Origin of the sequence: Microbacterium sp. MPKO10 (genome assembly GCF_026107415.2) — a bacterium.
Classification (GTDB): domain Bacteria; phylum Actinomycetota; class Actinomycetes; order Actinomycetales; family Microbacteriaceae; genus Paramicrobacterium.
Genome location: NZ_JAPCHX010000005.1, coordinates 309,291 through 328,779, shown reverse-complemented (window position 1 = coordinate 328,779; position 19,489 = coordinate 309,291). Strand labels below are relative to the sequence as shown.

At 64.9% G+C, this 19,489-nt stretch carries 17 protein-coding genes; 8 read left to right on the top strand and 9 right to left on the bottom strand.

The genetic code is table 11. The features are described from left to right. Positions 1–15 precede the first annotated feature (15 nt). Positions 16–621 (top strand): dCTP deaminase, encoded by a 606-nt coding sequence (dcd, locus tag OK352_RS12550; RefSeq protein WP_265141827.1) that lies wholly within the window; start codon positions 16–18, stop codon positions 619–621. Between the two features lie 299 nt (positions 622–920). Next, positions 921–1,280: a helix-turn-helix domain-containing protein gene (locus OK352_RS12545; RefSeq protein ID WP_372338106.1), complete on the top strand. Its 360-nt coding sequence runs from the start codon at positions 921–923 to the stop codon at positions 1,278–1,280. A gap of 8 nt (positions 1,281–1,288) precedes the next feature. Here the strand turns inward: OK352_RS12545 and OK352_RS12540 are convergent, their stop codons facing one another. The 7 genes from OK352_RS12540 to OK352_RS12510 all read right to left on the bottom strand — a co-directional run bounded on the left by OK352_RS12540 (position 1,289) and on the right by OK352_RS12510 (position 10,063). Then, positions 1,289–1,897 (bottom strand): ClpP family protease, encoded by a 609-nt coding sequence (locus OK352_RS12540; RefSeq protein WP_265141826.1) that lies wholly within the window; start codon positions 1,895–1,897, stop codon positions 1,289–1,291. A gap of 1 nt (position 1,898) precedes the next feature. Then, on the bottom strand, positions 1,899–2,510 hold the full coding sequence (locus OK352_RS12535) for a ClpP family protease (RefSeq protein ID WP_265141825.1): 612 nt from the start codon (positions 2,508–2,510) through the stop codon (positions 1,899–1,901). Positions 2,511–2,613: 103 nt separating this feature from the next. Beyond that, a complete protein-coding gene (locus OK352_RS12530; RefSeq protein WP_265141824.1) occupies positions 2,614–4,257 on the bottom strand; it encodes a serine/threonine-protein kinase in 1,644 nt (547 codons plus the stop codon). Between the two features lie 161 nt (positions 4,258–4,418). After that, on the bottom strand, positions 4,419–6,047 hold the full coding sequence (locus OK352_RS12525; RefSeq protein ID WP_265141823.1) for a serine/threonine-protein kinase: 1,629 nt from the start codon (positions 6,045–6,047) through the stop codon (positions 4,419–4,421). Between the two features lie 69 nt (positions 6,048–6,116). Beyond that, the gene (locus OK352_RS12520; protein WP_265141822.1) at positions 6,117–7,685 is read right to left on the bottom strand and encodes a hypothetical protein; all 1,569 of its coding nucleotides are present in this window, start codon (positions 7,683–7,685) and stop codon (positions 6,117–6,119) included. Then, positions 7,667–8,470 carry an ABC transporter ATP-binding protein gene (locus OK352_RS12515; RefSeq protein ID WP_265142029.1) on the bottom strand — a complete coding sequence of 268 codons (804 nt, stop codon included), beginning with the start codon at positions 8,468–8,470 and terminating at the stop codon, positions 7,667–7,669. Before OK352_RS12515 ends, OK352_RS12520 begins: the two co-directional genes overlap by 19 nt. Positions 8,471–8,611: 141 nt before the next feature. Then, complete coding sequence (locus OK352_RS12510) at positions 8,612–10,063, bottom strand: phytoene desaturase family protein (RefSeq protein ID WP_265141821.1); 1,452 nt, start codon at positions 10,061–10,063, stop codon at positions 8,612–8,614. A 125-nt stretch (positions 10,064–10,188) separates the two neighbouring features. On the opposite strand from OK352_RS12510, the gene OK352_RS12505 reads away from it, so the two are divergent. The 6 genes from OK352_RS12505 to OK352_RS12480 all read left to right on the top strand — a co-directional run bounded on the left by OK352_RS12505 (position 10,189) and on the right by OK352_RS12480 (position 16,960). Next, on the top strand, positions 10,189–11,367 hold the full coding sequence (locus OK352_RS12505; RefSeq protein WP_265141820.1) for an ROK family transcriptional regulator: 1,179 nt from the start codon (positions 10,189–10,191) through the stop codon (positions 11,365–11,367). A 110-nt stretch (positions 11,368–11,477) separates the two neighbouring features. Then, on the top strand, positions 11,478–12,818 hold the full coding sequence (locus OK352_RS12500; RefSeq protein ID WP_265141819.1) for an extracellular solute-binding protein: 1,341 nt from the start codon (positions 11,478–11,480) through the stop codon (positions 12,816–12,818). Further along, the gene (locus OK352_RS12495) at positions 12,815–13,807 is read left to right on the top strand and encodes a carbohydrate ABC transporter permease (protein ID WP_265141818.1); all 993 of its coding nucleotides are present in this window, start codon (positions 12,815–12,817) and stop codon (positions 13,805–13,807) included. The genes OK352_RS12500 and OK352_RS12495 overlap by 4 nt, the downstream gene beginning before the upstream one ends. Continuing rightward, complete coding sequence (locus tag OK352_RS12490; protein ID WP_265141817.1) at positions 13,804–14,691, top strand: carbohydrate ABC transporter permease; 888 nt, start codon at positions 13,804–13,806, stop codon at positions 14,689–14,691. The genes OK352_RS12495 and OK352_RS12490 overlap by 4 nt, the downstream gene beginning before the upstream one ends. 2 nt (positions 14,692–14,693) lie before the next feature. Next, a complete protein-coding gene (locus OK352_RS12485) occupies positions 14,694–15,968 on the top strand; it encodes a 6-phospho-beta-glucosidase (protein WP_265141816.1) in 1,275 nt (424 codons plus the stop codon). After that, entirely contained in the window at positions 15,956–16,960 is a 1,005-nt protein-coding gene (locus OK352_RS12480; RefSeq protein WP_265141814.1) for an N-acetylglucosamine kinase, read from the top strand. The genes OK352_RS12485 and OK352_RS12480 overlap by 13 nt, the downstream gene beginning before the upstream one ends. A 48-nt stretch (positions 16,961–17,008) precedes the next feature. Here OK352_RS12480 and OK352_RS12475 read toward each other — a convergent pair whose 3' ends face one another. Further along, the gene (locus OK352_RS12475; protein WP_265141813.1) at positions 17,009–17,830 is read right to left on the bottom strand and encodes a serine protein kinase RIO; all 822 of its coding nucleotides are present in this window, start codon (positions 17,828–17,830) and stop codon (positions 17,009–17,011) included. Positions 17,831–17,987: 157 nt separating this feature from the next. Next, the gene (locus tag OK352_RS12470; protein ID WP_265141812.1) at positions 17,988–19,418 is read right to left on the bottom strand and encodes an MFS transporter; all 1,431 of its coding nucleotides are present in this window, start codon (positions 19,416–19,418) and stop codon (positions 17,988–17,990) included. Between the last annotated feature and the right edge of the window lie 71 nt (positions 19,419–19,489).

Sequence of the window (19,489 nt, the reverse complement as noted above, 5' to 3'; positions counted from 1 at the left end):
GGCTACACTGACAACGTGCTCCTCTCAGACCGCGACATCAAAGCAGAACTGGCGGCCTCACGCATTGGCCTCGACCCATACGACATCGACATGGTGCAGCCATCGAGCGTCGATGTGCGCCTCGACCGCTTCTACCGTCTCTTCGACAACCACAAATACCCGTACATCGATCCGTCGCAGGATCAGCCAGAGCTGACCCGCCTGATCGAGGTCGAACCGGACGAATCGTTCATTTTGCACCCGGGCGAATTCGTCCTCGGCTCCACCTACGAACGTGTCAGCCTGCCCGACGACGTTGCCGCACGCCTTGAGGGCAAAAGCTCGCTCGGCCGCCTCGGCCTGCTCACGCACTCGACGGCCGGCTTCATCGACCCCGGGTTCTCTGGCCACGTGACACTCGAGCTCAGCAACGTGGCGACGCTGCCGATCAAGCTGTGGCCCGGCATGAAGATCGGGCAGTTGTGCTTCTTCAGGCTCACGTCTCCCACGGAGCGCCCGTACGGTTCGGCCGAATACGGTTCTCGTTACCAGGGGCAGCGCGGGCCGACAGCATCCCGGTCGTTCGCGAACTTTCACCGCACCGACGTCAGCGTCACAGACGCCGGGCGCGCAGGTCAATAGAACCGCGCGGGCGAGGACCATCCACGCACGTCATTCCGTCCAGTCAATTCGGGTAGTCAGTTCGCCCGGTCAATCCGCTCTGAGCAGAATCGCGAGACAGCCGCGGCGTGCCCGATTTAGGGTGAAGCATGGCTGAGATCGTGGAAATACAGGATGCTCGTCGGCGACGAGCCCAGCGGGAAAGCGCCGAACGCCCGAGGCCTGGCACGCAGGCTCCCAGACAGCGCACTGCGGCATGGGTACCGGAGGGGTCAGGGGCAGATCAACCCGGAGTGGCGCGGCCGAATCCGGAGCGACGTGTGTCTGAACAGCGCGGATCGAACCATCAGTCGACAACGCCTCAGAAGGCTGGAGGCCACGGATACGGTCGCGAGAGCCACAAGCCCGAGGCTTTGTGGCGCGAGGCGCTCGGACGGCGATTTCGCGCCCATCGGACCAAGCGGGGCGAGAAGCTCATCGACACCGCGCAGACCGCTGGCGTTTCGCCCCAGTACCTGTCGGAAGTGGAGCGAGGGCGTAAGGAGCCGTCGAGCGAGATGATCGCCGCGATCGCCGGCGCGCTCAACACCTCGCTCATCGAGCTGACGAGCGAGGTATCGGACGACCTGCACCAGCAGAACAGCTCGCGCGACGGCGGCGCCCTGCTGATGGCTGTCTGAGCCGAGCGTCAGGCCGCAGCATCCGCCTGCCCGCGTCGGGCTAGCACCTGGTCGACGAGCCCGTAATCGACCGTTTGCGCCGCCGTGAACACTCGATCACGATCGGTGTCTTGGCGCAGCGTCTGCACGCTCTGCCCCGTGTGCGAGCTGAGGATCTCTTCGATTTCGGCGCGAATGCGCACGACCTCATCGGCCTGCAGGATGAGGTCAGGAATCGCACCGCGCCCCTCGGCAGCGGGCTGATGCAGCACAACGCGGGTATGGGGCAGAACGGCCCGGCGACCCGGAGCCCCCGCCGCAAGCAGAATGGCTCCCGCAGCGATCGCCTGCCCGACGCACGTGGTCGCGACGGGTGACTGCACGTACTGCATCGTGTCGTATACAGCGAGCATCGACGCGAGATCCCCGCCTTCGCAGTTGATGTAGAGATTGATCGGCTCACCCGCGCTCTCGGACTCGAGGTGCAGCAGCTGCGCGATGATCGTGTTCGCGACGCCCGCATCGACCGGTGTTCCCAGATACACGATGCGCTCGGTGAGCAGGTTCGAGTAGACGTCCATGATGCGCTCCCCGCGCGGATGCTGCGCTACGACGTTCGGGATTGTGTACGAGCTCATGTCAGACCCCCAGTCCGATCGGGTTTCTGCGATCGGGCATGACCTGGTCGAAACTCGACACCGTGCGGTCGATGAACCCGTATTCCTGCGCCTGCTGCGCGTTGTACCAGCGGTCGTGCAGCGAATCGTCGAAGATGCGCGTAAGCGGCTGCCCGGTGTCTTCAGCGATGAGACCGAGCACTGTGTCGCGCGTGTAGCGCAGGTCGTCTGCTTGCACCTCAACCTCGACGGCCGTGCCACCGATTCCTGCCGAGCCCTGATGCATCAGAATGCGCGCGTGCGGCAGTGCGCTGCGCTTGCCCGGTGTGCCTGCCGACAGAAGAAACTGCCCGGCGCTGCACGCGAGCCCGAGAGCCAGCGTCGAAACATCGCACGGCACAAGTCGCATGATGTCGCGGATCGCGAGCATCGACGGAACGCTGCCTCCCGGGGAGTGGATCCATAGGGCGATGTCTGTCGAGGCGTCCTCGGCGGCGAGGAGCAGCAGCTGGCTCGCCAGCAGCGTCCCATTGTCGTCGTCAAGAACGCCGTCGAGCACGAGCACGCGGCGATGCAGCAGCTGCTCGCGCATACGGTCGTTGAAGAGCGGAGGGGAAGAATCGTTGTCTGCCATGGATCGATCATGCGTCACACGGCATACACAGTGAACCGGATGCCGCTCACAGCAGATCTGCGCTGAGCAGAGTGGCCGGTCGGCTGGCGAGAAGCGAGGGTGCTCAGGTCAGCGCATTGATGCGGATCACGGCGATCTGCGTGCGCATCGTGGCGTCGCCGATGGGGGAATGCTGGGCGAAGTAACCCTGCGGAGCAGCGACGAGCACGACGGTGCCCACCGGCATCCCGATCATGTCGATTCCCATGAACTTCTCAAGCTGGCGGCCAGTCACGGTGACCGTGTCAAAGCCCTCGTTCGTGCCGGGAGTGAAGCGAAGATCCCAACCGAAATCCCAGGTCGAGACGTCATAGCCGAAGAAGACCTTGCTCTCAGCGGTGATCGTCGTCGAGCTGTCGCCCTTTTTGAGGATGCGAGCCTCGAGTTGACTCGGTGGGGCGAGATCCTCTGGAATCGTGAAGTTCCAGCTGTCGTTCCGCCACTCGACGTCCAGTTCATCGACGACCAAGTTCTGGCTCTCATCGGCGGTTGGCGTCGGAGTCGGTGCGGATGCTGCCGAGAGCTGCCCGATGAACGGGATTCCCAACGTGAGGACAAGTGCGATCACGGCGGCTCCCGCTACGACGCCGCCGATGATCCACGCCATTCGCTTGCGGCGGCGCGGTGGCGATTGCACGACTGTGCGGGGGGTCACGGTGGCGATAAGTGCCTGGTCCTGTGCCGGCGGAGTCGTCGTGGTGGGGAAGGAGCCGGCCTGTTGTGGCGCTGAGTGCTGCACTGGCTGCTGCCCGGAGTGCGGCGTTAATTGCTGCCCGCTCGTCTGCGCCGCGGCAGGGACAGTGGGCACCTCGATGCGAGTGGGCGCCAGGCCGAGCTCGCGTTCCAGCTGCTGCAGACGCTCTGCGAAAGCCAGGGCGGTGGGAAACCGGTATGCCGGATTGTGGTTGAGACCGATCATCAGGGCCTCGACAAGGGCGGGTGGAAGGTCTGGGCGCTGCATCGGCGTGATGGAGCCGTTTTGGATGCGGGCGATCAGTTGGGCACCGCGATTGGAACCGCCGGGAATCTCAAAGGGGCTGCGGCCCTCGAGCAACGAGAACAGTGTGGCGGCCAGAGAGAACGCGTCGCTCCGGACGTCGACCCGTGGCTCATCGTCGAAGGTCTCGGGCGCTGCCCAGGGGATGCTCATTCCGAGCGAGCTCGCATTGTTGTCAACAGTGGATTGCGTAGCGTATGCCTGTTCGCGCATACGCGTAGCCTCGGGAAAGCCGTCGGCAATGGCCGAGATACCGAAATCGGTGAGGACGGCAGCCCCGTAGTCGTTGATCAGAACGTTTGCCGGCTTCACATCGCGATGCACAACGCCGGCACGGTGGGCACTCTCGAGTGCGGAGGCGACGCGAACGCCGATGTGCAGCACATCGGCGACATCGAGCGGAGCGTGGCGAAAACGCGCGCCGAGACTGCCGCCCGAGCAGTACTCCATGACGAGATACGGCTGCTCACCAGCATCCACACCGGCCGCGTAGATTGTGCCGATCGCGGCGTGCGACGAGACCCGGGCCATGAGATTGGCCTCCGCCGTGAACTGGCGGCGCAACGCCTCGCTGAGGGCATCGGTGCGCAGCACCTTGATGGCGACGAAGCGGTTGGGAAGCTGCTGGTGGTACAGGTAGACATCCGAGTATCCACCGGTGCCGAGCAGCTTGACGTAGCTGTAGCCATCGATCAGTGGTGGGGAGCCCATGCCCCGATCCTAAATGAGACGGCTGCCCGTCGGGAGCGGGCCCGCACAGACAGCCCTGTGTGAGGCAACGTCGACAACGCCAAATGTGCCCGCGCTCCGGAACTCTCGCCGTGAATCCGTCTGCCGCTCACCCCGTGAGGACCCCCCGGTGGTTCAGCGCGTTATGACACGGCATCGATGCGGATGACGACGATCTGCGTGCCGAATTCGGCTTCGTCGAACGGTCCGACAAAGAGGAACATGCCGGCCGGAGCAGCTGTGACGATGACGGTGCCGACCGGGAGCCCCATCAGATCGACGTCGTTTCCGATTCCCACGGCGAGCTCCGGTGTCGTCGCGGGGGAACCAGGAGATTCTCCGACCGCAGGAAACGTCGCCGTGGTCTGCTGGTCATAGAGCCATTCGCTCGTGATGTAGCTGAACGACACCGTGCTTTCAGGCCCGACAACGGTATCGCTGTCACCGGTCGAGACGACCCGAGCCGTGAACTCTTCCGGCGGAGCCTGGGCAGAGGGGAAGTCGAGCGTCACATCGTCTCCGTCGACCGTGACGCCGAAGTCGTCGAGAAACGGCGGCAGGCCGTCATCCGCCGCTGTGGTCGTGTCAGGGCCGGGCGTTGCAGTCTCGTCGCCGTCGGACGAGGGCGGTGGGTGCGGAGTCGTCGGCCCCGGAGTCGGGTCGGCAGCCCACAGGGAGGTTGCGATCGGAACGCCGACGACCGCCGCGAGGGCGATGAGCGCTGCAGCGGCCACGCTCGAGACGATGATGAGAGCACGCGAGCGGCGCGGGGGCGGGGCAGCATCCGATGTCGTGTCGTCGGGAACGGGAGTGGGCAGCTCCGTGCGCAGACGCGTCACCGTGCCCGACTCGGCCGTCTCGTCTGACGTCGTCTCGATGGGGGTCGGCGGAAGACCGAGGGAGGTCTGAACGTTCTGCAGCCGTTCGGCAAACGCGAGTGCCGTCTGGAATCGATGCGCCGGGTCGTGCGCGAGCCCCGTCAGGAGCGCTTCGGTGAGAGCATCCGGCACATCGGGATCGTTCAGCGGCTCGAGTGCGCCGGCCTGAATACGCGCCATGAGCCGAGCGGCACCATTCGCCGCACCGGGGCGTTCAAACGGGGTGCGGTTGGCCAGCAGCGAGAAGAGCGTCGCGGCGAGCGAGAACACATCGCTGCGCGCGTCCACATGCGGCTCGTCGTCGAAGGTCTCAGGCGCCGACCACGGGATGCTGAGCCCGAGCGACTCCGGCGTGGCATCGATCGGGGACCGCGTCGCATAGGCCTCCTCGCGCATGCGCGTGGCGTCGGGGAACTCATCGAGGATCGCCGAAATGCCGAAATCGGTCAGGAGCGCTGAGCCATAGTCGTTGATCAGCACGTTCGCCGGTTTGACGTCACGGTGCACAATGCCCGCACGGTGTGCCGTCTCGAGAGCCGACGCCAAGCGGACGCCGATGTGCAGAACCTCACGCGCCGAGAAGCGGTCATGGCGGTACCGGGAGCCGAGGCTGCCGCCCGGGCAGTACTCCATGACGAGATAGGGCTGCTCGGCAGCATCCGCCCCCGCCGCATAGACCGTCGCGATCGACGGATGCGTCGACACCCGAGCCATGAGGTTCGCCTCTGCCGTGAACTGACGCCGCAGGTGATCTGAGAGCGTGGCGCGGCTGAGGACCTTGATCGCGACGAGGCGGCTGGGGTGATCCTGCTGGCACAAGTAGACGTCCGAGAACCCGCCCGTGCCCAGGAGCTTCACCGTGGTGAAACCGTCGATCTGTGGTGGCGAACCCATGCTCTGATCCTAAAGGAGGCCCGGGACGCTCACGGAAGCCCGGGACGCCCATGAACGTTCAGGATGCTGCTAGCTGCGCAGCCGCATCAGGAGCTCAGGGCCACGCCGGTCGTAGACCTTGCCGCCGACGACGATGCCGAGCACGAGCTCGGCCGCACCGACGACGACACCGACGATGAGGGTGATCCAACCGAGAAGCGCGCTGCCGGTGACGATCGTCGTGATCGCGAGGATCCCCACCGGCAGTGCCAGGATCGTCGCGGCGCCGAAGGTTCCGAGCATCGCGAGTGTCGAGGGGAGGGCAGCGCCCGGCTGCGACTTGAACGGATTCTCCCCGGCCTTCGCCACGGGGAACACGATGAGCGCGGAAGTCACGCTCGCGGCGCCCAGGCTCGCGAGGGCAATGCCGATCGTCACCCCGAGTGTGCCAGGAAGCGACGCCACGTCACCGGTGATGGCAACGACAGCGACGGTCAGCACGATGATCAGCGGCACACCGAATGACGCGACAGCAAGGGCACGCCCTGCCCGATCCGCGATGCCGCGAACACCCGTGGTCAGGTGGAGGGCAAAGGCTGTGCCATCGTAGGCGACATCGGCATACACGCCCGAGGAGAGGAAGTAGGCGGCGAGGATGACGCCCATCGTCGGCATGATGGAATTGCCGTCGCCGGTGAAGCTGTAGAAGCTCATGAGAACGACGAGCAGGGGCAGGATGATCAGCTGCTGAGCATAGCGGGGGTCGCGCATCCAGTACGTGAGCGATCGTGCCATCACCGCGCCGGTCGGGGAATCGGAGACCCGGCTGAACATGCCGAGACCGCTGCGAGTCGTCGTCGATGAGTTCGAGCGCAGAGGGCTTGACAGCATCCGGTCTAAGCCGCGGCGCCACACCGCGATGCACACGGCGAGCGTTGCGAGAGCGATGAGTAGGCGTGCTGCCGCAGCGACCCAGGCACCGGCAGCGACATCGCCAGGGACGGCCCACGCGGCCCCGAGCGGCGTCCAGCCGAGCACGCCCGTGACAGCGGGCAGCACACCGGCGATGGAGCGGGCACCGTCTGAGACCGCAATGATGATCGGCCCCAACAGCATCACCGGGATGAGCACCAGGATGCCCGTGAGCTCACGATAGCGGCGACCCGAGCTGACGCCGGACGAGAGAGACATGAACGCTCGCGAGGCTGTCACACACGTGAGAACTCCGATTGCTGCGCACACGAGCGCGACGATGAGGGCCAGGGGATGCCGCCACCACACGATCACCGATGCCAGCGCCGCGAGCGTCGTGACGATGCCCGGAATGCCGAGTACCCCGCTCGCCGTCAGAGAGACAAACAGCGAGTTGCGCGAGATCGGGAAGGGGGACAGCTTGATGGGATCAAGAGTCTGGTCTGCCCCGACCATCACCAAGGGGGCGATGACCCACCCGAGAATCAGAACAGAGCCTGCGCCCACGATCACGGCGCGCTGGAGGTCGAGGGGCGCGACGCTGAGCAGCGCGAATCCGACGACAGCGAGCGCCAGCATCCCGAGCCCATAGAGGGCGCCGACGATGGCGCCGACCAGCTGCCACGGATTGTGTTGCAGCGAATTCCACAGGGAACGGAAGCGGAGGCTTACGAGGACTGCAACCATGACGGCCCTTCCGCGTGCCTCCGCCCACCGACAAGCTCGACGAAACGGTCTTCCAGCGTCGATCCGGCCCGGACCTCATCGACAGTGCCCGCCGCGACGATGCTGCCCTGCGAGACGATCGCCACGTGGTCGCACATGCGCTGCACCAGGTCCATGGAATGGCTCGAGACGATGACGGTGCCGCCGCCGCGCGCGTACCCGGCGAGAATGTCACGGATGTTCGCGGCAGAGACCGGGTCAACCGACTCGAAGGGCTCATCCAGCACGAGCAGCCGGGGAGCGTGCACGAGGGCGCACGCGAGCGCGATCTTCTTGGTCATCCCCGCTGAATAGTCGACGACGAGCGTGCCGCCTGCGGACGTGAGGTCGAGCATCGTGAGCAGATCGCCCGCGCGCTCGACGGCATTGGCGCGATCGAGACCGCACAGCATCCCCGCGTACGTGACAAGCTGCTCACCCGTGAGTCTGTCGAAGAGAGCGACGCCGTCGGAGAGCACCCCGACGAGCCGCTTGGCGTCGACGAGGTTCTGCCAGACATCAACACCATGGATGCTGATTATGCCGGCGTCCGGCCGCAGCAGGCCCGTCGCCATCGACAGTGTCGTCGTCTTGCCTGCGCCGTTCGGACCGACGAGACCGTAGAACGACCCGGCGGGGACGTCGAGGTCGATGCCCGCGACTGCCGTCTTCGCCCCAAACGTTTTGACGAGGCCGCGGATGGAAAGCGCGGCGTGTGAGGACGGCGGCTGGGCTGACGGGTCAGGGCCCGTCTGGTCACCGGACATCGGCAGATCTTCTGGAGTCGGCTGCACGATTCCCCTTTCTTCTTGCGTCTCTCACGTTACGTATCTTGAGGCGCGGACGCGTCATCCGTGCGGCGGATATTGGCGTCGTGAGAGAGTTCGACGTCGTTCCGGTGATCGCCGTCACCGAGCCCTGGGAGCCAGATCCACCTCGCGGCGGATGCCGAACTCATTGCGGAGGGCCGATTGCGCTGCTCGCCAGCCGCCGAGACCGTGTACGCCCGGCCCCGGCGGGGTGGCAGCCGAGCACAGGTACACGCCGGGAATCGGCGTGCGCCAGGGGTCAGCGGAAAGCACAGGGCGGGCGACGAGCTGGCGCAACGTGATCGCGCCGGCCGCGATGTCTCCGCCCACATAGTTCGGGTTGTGATCGTGCAGCTCAGACGCCGAACGCGATGACGAGGCGATGATCAGCTCGCGGAAGCCGGGCGCGAATCGTTCGATCTGGCGGGTCACGGCCTCAGTCTGATCGATCGTCGACCCCTTCGGCACGTGCGTGTACGCCCACACGACGTGCTTCCCCGCGGGCGCGCGCGTCGGATCGAAGACGCTCGGCTGCGACAGGAGGACGTAGGGGTTGTCGGCGTGATTGCCGCGCGCCACTTGGTTCTCCGCTCGCGCGATGTCCGCACGCGTGCCGCACAGGTGCAGCGTTGCCGTGCGCGCCAGATCCGGGTTCGTCCAGGGGATCGGCCCGTCCAAGGCGAAGTCCACTTTGGCCGCGGCGTCGCCCGGTCGAAACCTCTCGAGGGCGCGTGCGTAGGCCCGTGGCATCCTGTCACCCGCGACCTCGCTCAGGCCCGCGACGCCGGTGTCCATGATGACGGCACGGGCAGGTGGCAGCGCATCGAGCGAGCTCACCTGATGCTCGGTCACGAACTCGACGCCGTGGCTGACGGCATCAGTGACGAGCGAGTCGGTGATCGCCTGGCTGCCGCCGACGGGGAAGGGCCAGCCACCCGAGTGCGCGTTCACAGCCAGGACGAGGCCCGCGGCGGTGGGGGCGATGTTCGGCATCGAACGGATCGAATGCGCGATCACTCCCGAGAGCAGCGCGGGCGCATCGTCTGTGTGCCACGCGGTGTTCCACAGCGGTGAACCCTGCTCGAGGGCGCGGGCGGCGAAACGGGCGAGAGACACCGGATGCCGCGGCACGCGCAGCAGCGGATGCGACACCGCATCCGAGATCGCATCGAGGCTGTTGAGAAGTGGCCGCAGCAAAGCGCGCCATGCGCCGGCGTCGCGCCCGAGCCCTTCGGCCGTGCGCTCGAGGTCGCGCCAGGCGAGGGCCGCGTGCGTCGGGCTGAGCGGGTGTGCGTATGAGATCTGCGGGGTAATGAACTCGAGACGGTCGGCGAGGCCGAAGCGTTGGAAGAACTCGGACGCGTAGGCCATCGGGTGCACGGCGGAGCAGACGTCGTGGTGAAAGCCCGGTTCGGTCAGCTCAGCGGTCTGCGCCCCGCCGCCGAGACGGGATGATCGTTCGTAGAGGCGGACGCTCAGGCCAGCGCGGGCGAGAGTGACGGCGGCAGCGAGGCCATTCGGGCCGGAACCGACGACGATCGCGTCGAGCATGTTCGCCCTCCCTCGATACACAGTGCGTCATCACTCACGCTACCGCGCCGCGGGTCGGAACTCTTTCCTTTACTATTAAGAAACTTTCCTGTACGTTAAATCTCACTCTCACAGATGGGACGTTCATGGCGACGAAGTCACTACCGGGAACACCAGCCTGGCTCGGTGCGACCAATGATCAGAAGGCACTCGCTCTTCTGCTTGAGTACGGCGCGCTCACGCGCAATCAGCTGGGTGAGCTCTCGGGCCTGTCAAAGCCCACGGCATCGCAGATGGTGGCACGCCTCGAGTCTGCAGGGCTCATCGAATCGGTCGGAGAGATCGCAGGATCGCGCGGCCCCACAGCCATGAGCTACGGCGTGCGCAAGAACGTCGCGATCGGCGTCGCGGTGGACGTACAGCCCGAGGTCACACGCTCGGTCGTCATCGACGCGGCCGGCGGTGAGTATCCCGTGGTCGAGGACTTCCACGCCCGCTCGCGCGGAGAGAACGATGCTGCCGTCGAGCTCAGGGGTGCGGTGTCACGCGCCTGCGAACAGGCCGGCATTGAGACAACGCTCGTCACGGGCATCGTCGTCGGCGTTCAGGCGGCCGTCAACGCAGCGACGGGCGAACTTTCATTCACCGACGAGATGCCCGGCTGGCCGCGAGAAGACATCAACGAGACGTTGTCGGCGGCGCTCGGCTATGACGTCGTCGTCTGGAACGATGTGAAAGTTGCAGCGGTTGCCGAACGCGAGATGGGGGCGGGCAAAGAGCTCGGAAGCTTCGCGCTCTTCTGGGTCGGCAACGGGTTGGGCGTCGCTTTCGACATCCGCGGCGAGATTCTTGCGGGAGCCAACGGCGGGGCGGGTGAGATCGGCTACCTCTCCGCACCATTGCGCGCTGCCGATGTCGACCCCCAGGCAGCCGACCTGCAGGATCTCATCAGCGGCGATGCGATTGCGAAGATCGCCAGCCAGTTCGACGTGAGCGCAGCGCGCTTCGAAGATCTCCTCACCGCCATCGACGCATCGCCAGACCGGCACCGGATGCTGTCGCTCGTCGCCGAGCGCGTAGCGCTTGGTGTCGCTCCCGTACTCGCTGTTCTCGACCCAGAAGCCGTGATCCTCAGCGGTCCCGTCGGAATCATCGGCGGTGACGTCCTTGCTCACGAGGTGAGGGCGGCCATCGAGAGCCACACCCGCTGGCGTCCGCGCATCGAGAGCACGGGTGTGAGTCGACCGCCCGTGCTCGCTGGAGCCGCCTGCGTGCTCAGGGAACACCTGACGGAAGGGCTCATCGAAGCCATCACGAACTCCTAGTCCGACTCTCCAGATCTTCGCGCGTGCCGACGACCGGTACAGCGCTTCCCCGAGTGCGCTCGAAAACGGCGCCCTCACCCCTCCACCACACGAAAAGCGAGGTTCCACAGATGCAACAACGCTCACACTCTCGCGGCCGCATTGCTGCCGCCGCGATCGCGACGGCAGTCGTGCTCACCGGCTGCTCGTCCGGCGGCTCATCCGCCGACATCGCCGACTCGGCACCGAAGAAGCTTGAAGGCACCGTCTCTCTCTGGCACTTCTTCAGTGACAGAGAAGCCGACGTGATTCAGGGAGTCATCGACGACTTCGAGGAGGCCAACCCCGGCGTCACCGTCGACGTGCATTCCGGCCAGGACGACGAGAAGGTGCGCAAGGTCATCGCCTCCGGCGGCGACATCGATGTCGCGCTGTCCTACTCGACGGCCGTCGTCGGCAACTTCTGCTCGACCGGCGCGTTCCAAGACCTCGGGCCGTACATCGAGCGCGACAACGTCGACATGGGCGAATTCTCCGACACCGTGAAGTCGTACTCCGAATACGAAGGCACACGGTGCGCCATGCCCGTCCTCGCAGACGTCAACGCACTGTACTACAACAAGGACATCCTCGACGAGGCAGGCGTCACGGAGATCCCCACAACGCTCGAGGGCCTTGAGGAACTCGCCTTGGAGCTGACCGAGTACAACGATGACGGGTCGATCAAGCGCCTCGGATTCAACCCGTTCATGGGCATGTACGAGAACAGTCCGGCGCACTTCGGCCCGGCCGTCGGAGGGCAGTGGCTGAACGATGAGGGTTACAGCGCCATTGGCTCGGATGAGGGCTGGCCCGTGCTGATGGAGTGGCAGAAAGACTTCGTCGACACGATCGGATATGACAAGCTCCAGGCATTCACCGCGGGGCTCGGCCAAGAGTTCTCAGCAAACAACGCCTTCCACACCGGTCAACTGGCAATGGTCGTCGATGGTGAGTACCGGACGGCATTCATCGACGATCAGGCACCCGATCTCAACTACGGCACGGCTCCGTTCCCCACAGCGAAGGGATACGAGGATCTCTACGGTGCCGGCTACATCGTCGGAAACATCGCGGGAATCGCGAAGGGCTCGAAGCATCCCGAACTCGCCTGGGCGCTGCTGAAGTACCTCTCCACCGACACCGATGCCCTTGTGAAGATGGCGAACGGACTCAAGAACGTCCCAACCACCACGTCTGCCCTTGAATCTCCGGACCTTGAGGTGACCGAGCAGTACCAGACGTTCATTGACATCGCGCTCAATCCGAAGACAACAACCACGCCGCCGAGCCCCGTCGGCGCTGGCTACGAGCAGGCATTCGGAGACTACTGGACGAAATACCAGGCCGGCGACGGTGGTGATCTGGCGAAGGGACTCGCGGAGGTCGACAAGCAGATCAACGATTCGATCGATCTGGTGAGTGGACCGTGACGATCGCGCCACCACGCCGGGCGCCGGGGAGAGCTGCGGCTCTCCCCGGTTCCCCCGGCCCTCGCTCGCGTAAGCCGCGCCGGGTCTTTGCCGCCGTGATGCTCACTCCGGCGCTGCTCGGCCTCGTCATCTTCTTCGTCTATCCGCTGATCGCGTCCGTGTACTTCTCGTTCACGCGATACGACCTCGTCTCCGACCCTGAATGGATCGGCTGGCGCAACTACGAGTACCTGTTCACGAAGGATCCCAAGGTCTGGACGGCGGCACTCAACACCCTGTGGTTCGTGGTCTTCCTGACACCAACCAAGATCGTGACCGCACTGTGCGTCGCCGGTCTGCTCGCACGGGCCAAACGGGCCGCGGGGTTCTGGCGAACACTGTTCTACCTGCCGGCGCTTGTTCCGCCGGTGGCATCTGTTGTCTCGTTCGTCTTCCTCTTCAACCCGGGAACGGGCCCGGTGAACCAGATCCTCTCGTTCTTCGGAATTGACGGGCCGCTCTGGTTCAACGACCCGAGCCTGGCCAAGCCGTCGCTCCTGCTGCTCGGCATCTGGGTGATGGGCGACATCATGGTGATCTTTCTCGCCGCGCTTCTCGATGTGCCGACAGAGCAATATGAGGCGGCGTCGCTCGACGGGGCCAACGGGGCACAGAAGGTGCGCTACGTCACGTTGCCGAACATCGTTCCCGTGCTCATCTTCGCGCTCATCACCGGGATCATCGCCGCACTGCAGTACTTCACTGAAGCGGCTGTCGCCTCAGGCGTCGCATCCGGAAAGGCGACGGTCGGTGAGGGCACCGGCATGACGCTCGGGTACCCGAACGGATCGCTGCTCACCTTCACCGAGTGGCTCTATGTGCGCGGCTTCGCCAATTACCAGCTCGGATATGCCTCGGCTCTCGCCGTGCTGCTATTCGTCGTCGCCGCCGTATTCCTTGTGCTGCTCTTGCGCAAAGTATCGGCCTTCAACCCGGAGAGCAGATCATGACCATGACAGAAACTCGCCGACTGACGGCCGGAGACGTTCCGAAGCGCACGCGCGTTCGTGGGAGGAAGAGTTGGCTTCTCTGGGTCGCGGAGAATTCGATCCTGTGCGCCCTCGGCGTGATCTTCATCGCCCCGGTCATCTTCGTCTTTCTCACCTCGCTGATGTCGAGCGATCAGACACTGACCGGAGCTCTCCTTCCCGACCCGTGGCGGTGGCAGAACTACGCGGATGCGTTCACCGGGACGCCCCTTGTGCGCTGGTTCGGCAATTCGGCACTGTATGCGGTGCTCGCGACAGTCTTCATGCTGCTGTCGTCTGTTCCCGCGGCGTATGTCCTCGCGAAGATCCGTATTCCGTTCGCGAACGTGATCTTCGTCGCGATCATCGTGGCCATGCTCCTGCCGCCGCAAGTGACCGCCGTTCCTGTCTACATCATGTGGGCGAAGCTGAATCTGACGGGCACCCTGTGGCCACTCATTCTGCCGAATCTGCTGGGCGATGCGTTCTCAATCTTCCTGCTGCGCCAGTTCTTCCTGACGATCCCGACCGAATATATCGACGCGGCTCGGATGGACGGCTGCAGCGAATGGAAGGTGCTCGTGCGCGTCGCCGTGCCCATGGCAAAGCCCGGGATCGCGGCCGCCGGAATCTTCCTCTTCTTCAAAGCATGGAATGACTACTTCGGTCCGTTGCTCTACGCCTCAGAAGACCCCAGCTGGTGGCCCGTCTCGTACGCGCTCGCCACTTTTCGGGGAACCCACGGAACCGACTGGGGGCTCACGATGGCGCTCACGATGCTCGTCATGGTTCCGGTCGTCATCGTCTTCTTCTTCGCGCAGCGAACGTTCGTCGAAGGAATCACGCTCTCCGGAGTGAAAGGATAAAAATGAAACTTGCCATCATCGGCGGCGGGTCAACGTACACCCCCGAGCTCATTGACGGGTTCATCCGCTACAGCGATGCACTCCCGCTCAGTGAAATCTGGCTCTACGATCCCTCGGAAGAACGGCGCAGGCTCGTGGGCGGAATGGCCAAGCGGATGCTCGAGGTCGCCGGGCACCAGGCCGTCATTCACGCGACCGACGACCTGGTCGCCGCCGTTTCGGATGCTGACACGGTACTGATCCAGTTGCGCATCGGCGGTCAGGAGGCACGGAAGTCGGACGAGACCTGGCCGCACGAGGCATGCTGCATCGGGCAGGAGACAACGGGCCCCGGTGGCTTCGCCAAGGCGCTGCGCACCGTCCCCGTCGTGCTCGAGATCGCGGAGGTGATCCGGCGGAAGGCGAAAAAGGACGCCTGGATCATCGACTTCACGAACCCCGTCGGCATCGTCACCCGCGCCCTGCTGAACGCTGGGCACCGAGCCGTGGGCCTGTGCAACGTCGCGATCGGTTTCCAGCGTCGCTTCGCGGCCGAGCTCGGCGTGAGCAACTCGGCGGTCACCCTCGGACACGTCGGTCTGAACCATCTCACCTGGGAGCGCAACGTCTTCGTGCGTGATGAGAACGGCACGGTGAGCGATCGACTGCCCGAGTTTCTGGACCGTCGAATCGACTGGATCGCCGACGACGTTCACCTCCCCGCCTCGCTCATCCGATTGCAGAACGCCGTGCCGTCGTACTACCTGCGGTACTACTACGCTCACGACATCGTGCTCGATGAGCAGCGACACGAGACGACGCGTGCTGACGCAGTCATGCAGGTCGAGCGCGATCTCCTCGCGCAGTACGCCGACGAATCCGTCGTTGCCAAACCGGACGCCCTGTCGAAGCGCGGAGGCGCGTTCTACTCCGAAGCCGCGGTCGAGTTGATCGCCTCTCTCACGAGCGACCGCGGTGATACGCAGGTCGTGAATCTGCGCAATGACGGTGCGCTGCCGTTCCTCCCCGACGATCACGTGATCGAAGTATCGGCGTCTGTGAACTCATCGGGCGTCGCCGCTCTGCCGATCCCACCGCTCGAGGCTGACAAGCAGGGGCTCATCGCCCATGTTGCGGGCTACGAGAGGCTCGCTCTTGACGCGGCTGTCCACGGCGGTCGTGACCGAGTGCTGTCTGCCATGATGGCGCATCCGCTCGTGCAGCAGTTCGACCGTGCAGAGAAGCTCACCGACCTCCTCCTCGCCGAAAATGCCTCCTCCCTTCCATGGTCGGCATGATCGGCACGGGGCTTCTGATCGCCGTCGATGGCGGCGGCTCGAAGACCGACGTGGTCGCCCTCGACAGCAGAGGTGAGATCCGCGCTCGTGTGCGCGCCGGAGGGTCCAGTCCGCATTTGGAAGGGCTCGAGCGGTCCGTGGAGACCATCGTTGATGCGATCCGCGACGTCTGCGCTCAGGCGGCCGTGCCTGTCGTTCGCTCCGTACACGTGTATCTGTCTGGTCTTGACCTGCCCATCGAGATCGCCGAGTTCCGAGACGCGTTCTCGGCAGCCGCTCCCGATCTCACGACAGCTCTCGTGGTGAAGAACGACCTTTTTGCCGTCCTGCGAGCGGGAACGCAGGCCACGGATGCTGTCGCCGTGATCTGTGGCTCGGGGACGAACTGCATCGGCGTGCGTCATGACGGTGCCGAGGTGACATACGCTTCGCTCGGCATGATCTCAGGGGACTGGGGAGGCGGCTTCTCGCTCGGCGAATGGGGGCTGTGGTTCGCCGCGCGCAGCGAGGATGGGCGGGGAGAGCCGACGCAACTGCAGAGAGAAATCCCCCGACACTTCGGTCTCGAGACGATCTCGGCCGTGACCGAGAGCCTGCACAGGGGACGCATCGAGCGGGGGCGCTTGATCGAGCTCGTCCCCGTGCTGTTCGCGCTCGCTGAGGGCGGCGATGCAATCTCACGCCGCATCGTCACGTGGCAGGCCGAAGAGATCGCCGTGACCGCGGCAACGACGATTGAGCGTCTGGGACTGACCGACGTCGATGTGCCGGTCGTCGTGGGCGGCGGCGTGGTCTCAAGTGGCAACCCTTTGCTCCTGAGTCTTCTCGAGAACGAGCTGTCGCGTCGTGCGCCCCTCGCAACGTTGACGATCGTCTCAGAGGCCCCCGTTGTCGGTGCCGCGCTTCTGGCGCTCGACGCCATTGACGCGGATGCTGAGGCCCACTCCGTGTTCGAGGAGGCCTGGCACACACACGTGCCCGCTGCCGTGTGAGGCGTTTCCTCCCGCCGGCGCCCGGGCAGCAACGGCGCCGAGCGCGGATCAGTAGACCTCGGCGAGCAGCTCGGCGAACAGCTCTTCGGCGTCAGCATCCGCCCCCTGCCGGACGAACCAGGTTGTGACGTTGACGCAGTCTCGATGCAGCAGATCGAGACCACTGGGGTTTGCCGCGAGGTCGACGATCTGCGGCACATCGATCACGACGATCCGTCCGTTGTGCACGAGGATGTTGTACGGCGAGAGGTCGCCGTGAGCGAATCCGGCTCGGGCGAAGTCATGCATCGCCTCGACAACCTCACGGTAGAGGCGTCTGATTTCGACAGCATCCTCTCGCACCTGTGCGAGACGCGGCGCCGCCGTAATTCCGTGCCCGGCGAACTCCATGAGGATCTCGTCGTCGTGGATCTGAACGGGATAGGGGACAGGAGCTCCGACCTGCGACAGGTGCCGAAGCGCCTCGAACTCGGCGAACGCCCAGTTCGTCGCCGCGAGCTCGCGCCCGTACGTTGATTTCTTGCCGAGTGCGCGCTCGTCACGCATGCTGCGTGTGCGGCGTCCCTCGACGTACTGCGTGCTGCGTGTGAAGTCGCGGTGCTGCGACGTTCGGTAGCGCTTTGCCGCGAGAGTGCAGGCGCGATCCGGATCGCCAGGGACGGCGCGCTCGATGAGGTGAACGTCGGCTTCTTTGCCCGTCTTGACAAGGCCGAGCTCGGTGTCAAGAGCTGCGGCCTCTGTGACGAGCCAATCCGGATGCGGCAGCGGGCCACGTTCGGTGGGGGAAGTGTCGGGCCACGTTGACCAGCGTTGGTCGTCGCCGGGCTCGACGAGGCGAGTTGATGGAACAGGAAAAGCGTCGAATGTCACGGTGCGAACTCCAGAGAGGGAGGCCGCGCGTGCGTCAGATCGGTCGGGCGACCTCGGAGGAAATGGATGTCGAGGGCAGGCTGAAGGCAGTCATCGTCATTCCCCCTTTCGTCTGGTTGATGTCAGAGTAGCAAGTTGTCGCTCGCATGGGTACCGCTTAGGCGATCGTCGACTGTTTGGCCTTCACAGGAAGCATGAGCAGCAGCCCGGCAAGCAGGACGAGAACGATGCCCAGGATGCCGAAGCGGGTGTCGCCCGTCAGACCCACGAACATCGTGAACAGTCCGGGCGCGAGGAAGCTCACGGCCCTGCCGGACGTGGCGTAGAGGCCGAAGATCTCGCCCTCGCGGCCCGGAGGGGTGATGCGGGAGAGGAAGCTGCGGCTCGCCGACTGAACGGGGCCGACGAAGAGACACAAGAACAGGCCGCAGACCCAGAAGCCGATCTGGGCGTCGCCGACGAAGAGCACAGCAGCGCCGAAGAGCACCAGGCCGATCAGTGAGCCCATGATGATCTTCTTGGGGCCGATGCGATCGTCGAGCCAACCTCCGGCAAACGTGCCGATGCCCGCGACGAGGTTCGCGGCGACGGCGAAGTAGAGAACTTCGGAGCTCGAGAAGTGGAACACCTGTGCCGCGATGATGGCGCCGAAGGTGAAGACGCCGGCGAGCCCGTCACGGAAGACAGCGCTGGCGAGCAGGAACACGAGAACCTGAGGGCTGTTCTTCGCGAGGCGCACGATGGTGCGGAACAACGACGCGTACGACGAGAAGAACGACATCCGGTTGCGGCGGGTGATGCGGGGGATCTCGGGAACCTTCAGCATGAGCGGAATGGCGAAGACAGCGAACCACACGGCCGAGAACAGGATGGCGAGACGGATGTTCAGCCCGTCATCTGTCGTCACGCCCAGGATCCCGGCTTCGCCCTCGGTGCCGAAGCCCTGGATGAACAGTAGGAGCAGCAGCGCGAGTAGCACGATGCCGCCGACGTAGCCGAGCCCCCACCCCATTCCCGAGACTTTGCCGACGTTGCCCCGGTTCGACACCTGAACGAGCATGGCGTTGTAGTTGACGCTGGCGAATTCGAAGAAGACGTTTCCCGCCGAGATCAGCACAATGCCGAGCACGAGGAAGGCGGGGGCGCCCTCGACGAAGAACATGGCGGCCATGGCGATGACCACTAGAAGCGTATTGATGCCGAGCCAGAACTTGCGCTTGCCCGATCCGTCTGAGCGCTGTCCCATCACCGGGGCGAGAAGGGCGACGAGGATGCCGGCGATGAGCAGCCCGGTGCTGAGGTGTGTGGCGTTCTCGGCCAGAGCCAGCTTGAGCGCCGGGTCACTGGCGTCTCCCGCGGCAGCATCCACGATCGCCGGGTCGACGAAGAGTGAGCTCGCGAGGTACGTGCTGAAGACGAACGTGGTGACGACAGCGTTGAACGAGGCAGAGCCCCAATCCCAGAGCGCCCATGAGATTACACGGGATCGTGGGATCTGCGCGTTGTCTGTCAGCCCGGCGATCGGCCCCGTTGTGCGGTGCTCTCCCGTGGGCGGACGGCCCGCGTTGCCCGACGCGTCTTTGCTCATGCGGACAGGCTATCGGGAAGTCGGCAGATGCGAATGCCCCGTCCCCCGGCGAGCCGGTGGACGGGGCATTG

Excerpts from the sequence above, each read along its gene's own strand:
- OK352_RS12540 (WP_265141826.1), bottom strand. The coding sequence starts at position 1,897 with ATGAGCTCGTACACAATCCCGAACGTCGTAGCGCAGCATCCGCGCGGG.
- OK352_RS12535 (WP_265141825.1), bottom strand. The coding sequence starts at position 2,510 with ATGGCAGACAACGATTCTTCCCCTCCGCTCTTCAACGACCGTATGCGC.
- OK352_RS12530 (WP_265141824.1), bottom strand. The coding sequence starts at position 4,257 with ATGGGCTCCCCACCACTGATCGATGGCTACAGCTACGTCAAGCTGCTC.
- OK352_RS12525 (WP_265141823.1), bottom strand. The coding sequence starts at position 6,047 with ATGGGTTCGCCACCACAGATCGACGGTTTCACCACGGTGAAGCTCCTG.
- OK352_RS12520 (WP_265141822.1), bottom strand. The coding sequence starts at position 7,685 with ATGGTTGCAGTCCTCGTAAGCCTCCGCTTCCGTTCCCTGTGGAATTCG.
- OK352_RS12515 (WP_265142029.1), bottom strand. The coding sequence starts at position 8,470 with ATGTCCGGTGACCAGACGGGCCCTGACCCGTCAGCCCAGCCGCCGTCC.
- OK352_RS12510 (WP_265141821.1), bottom strand. The coding sequence starts at position 10,063 with ATGCTCGACGCGATCGTCGTCGGTTCCGGCCCGAATGGCCTCGCTGCC.
- OK352_RS12505 (WP_265141820.1), top strand. The coding sequence starts at position 10,189 with ATGGCGACGAAGTCACTACCGGGAACACCAGCCTGGCTCGGTGCGACC.
- OK352_RS12500 (WP_265141819.1), top strand. The coding sequence starts at position 11,478 with ATGCAACAACGCTCACACTCTCGCGGCCGCATTGCTGCCGCCGCGATC.
- OK352_RS12490 (WP_265141817.1), top strand. The coding sequence starts at position 13,804 with ATGACCATGACAGAAACTCGCCGACTGACGGCCGGAGACGTTCCGAAG.
- OK352_RS12485 (WP_265141816.1), top strand. The coding sequence starts at position 14,694 with ATGAAACTTGCCATCATCGGCGGCGGGTCAACGTACACCCCCGAGCTC.
- OK352_RS12480 (WP_265141814.1), top strand. The coding sequence starts at position 15,956 with ATGGTCGGCATGATCGGCACGGGGCTTCTGATCGCCGTCGATGGCGGC.
- OK352_RS12470 (WP_265141812.1), bottom strand. The coding sequence starts at position 19,418 with ATGAGCAAAGACGCGTCGGGCAACGCGGGCCGTCCGCCCACGGGAGAG.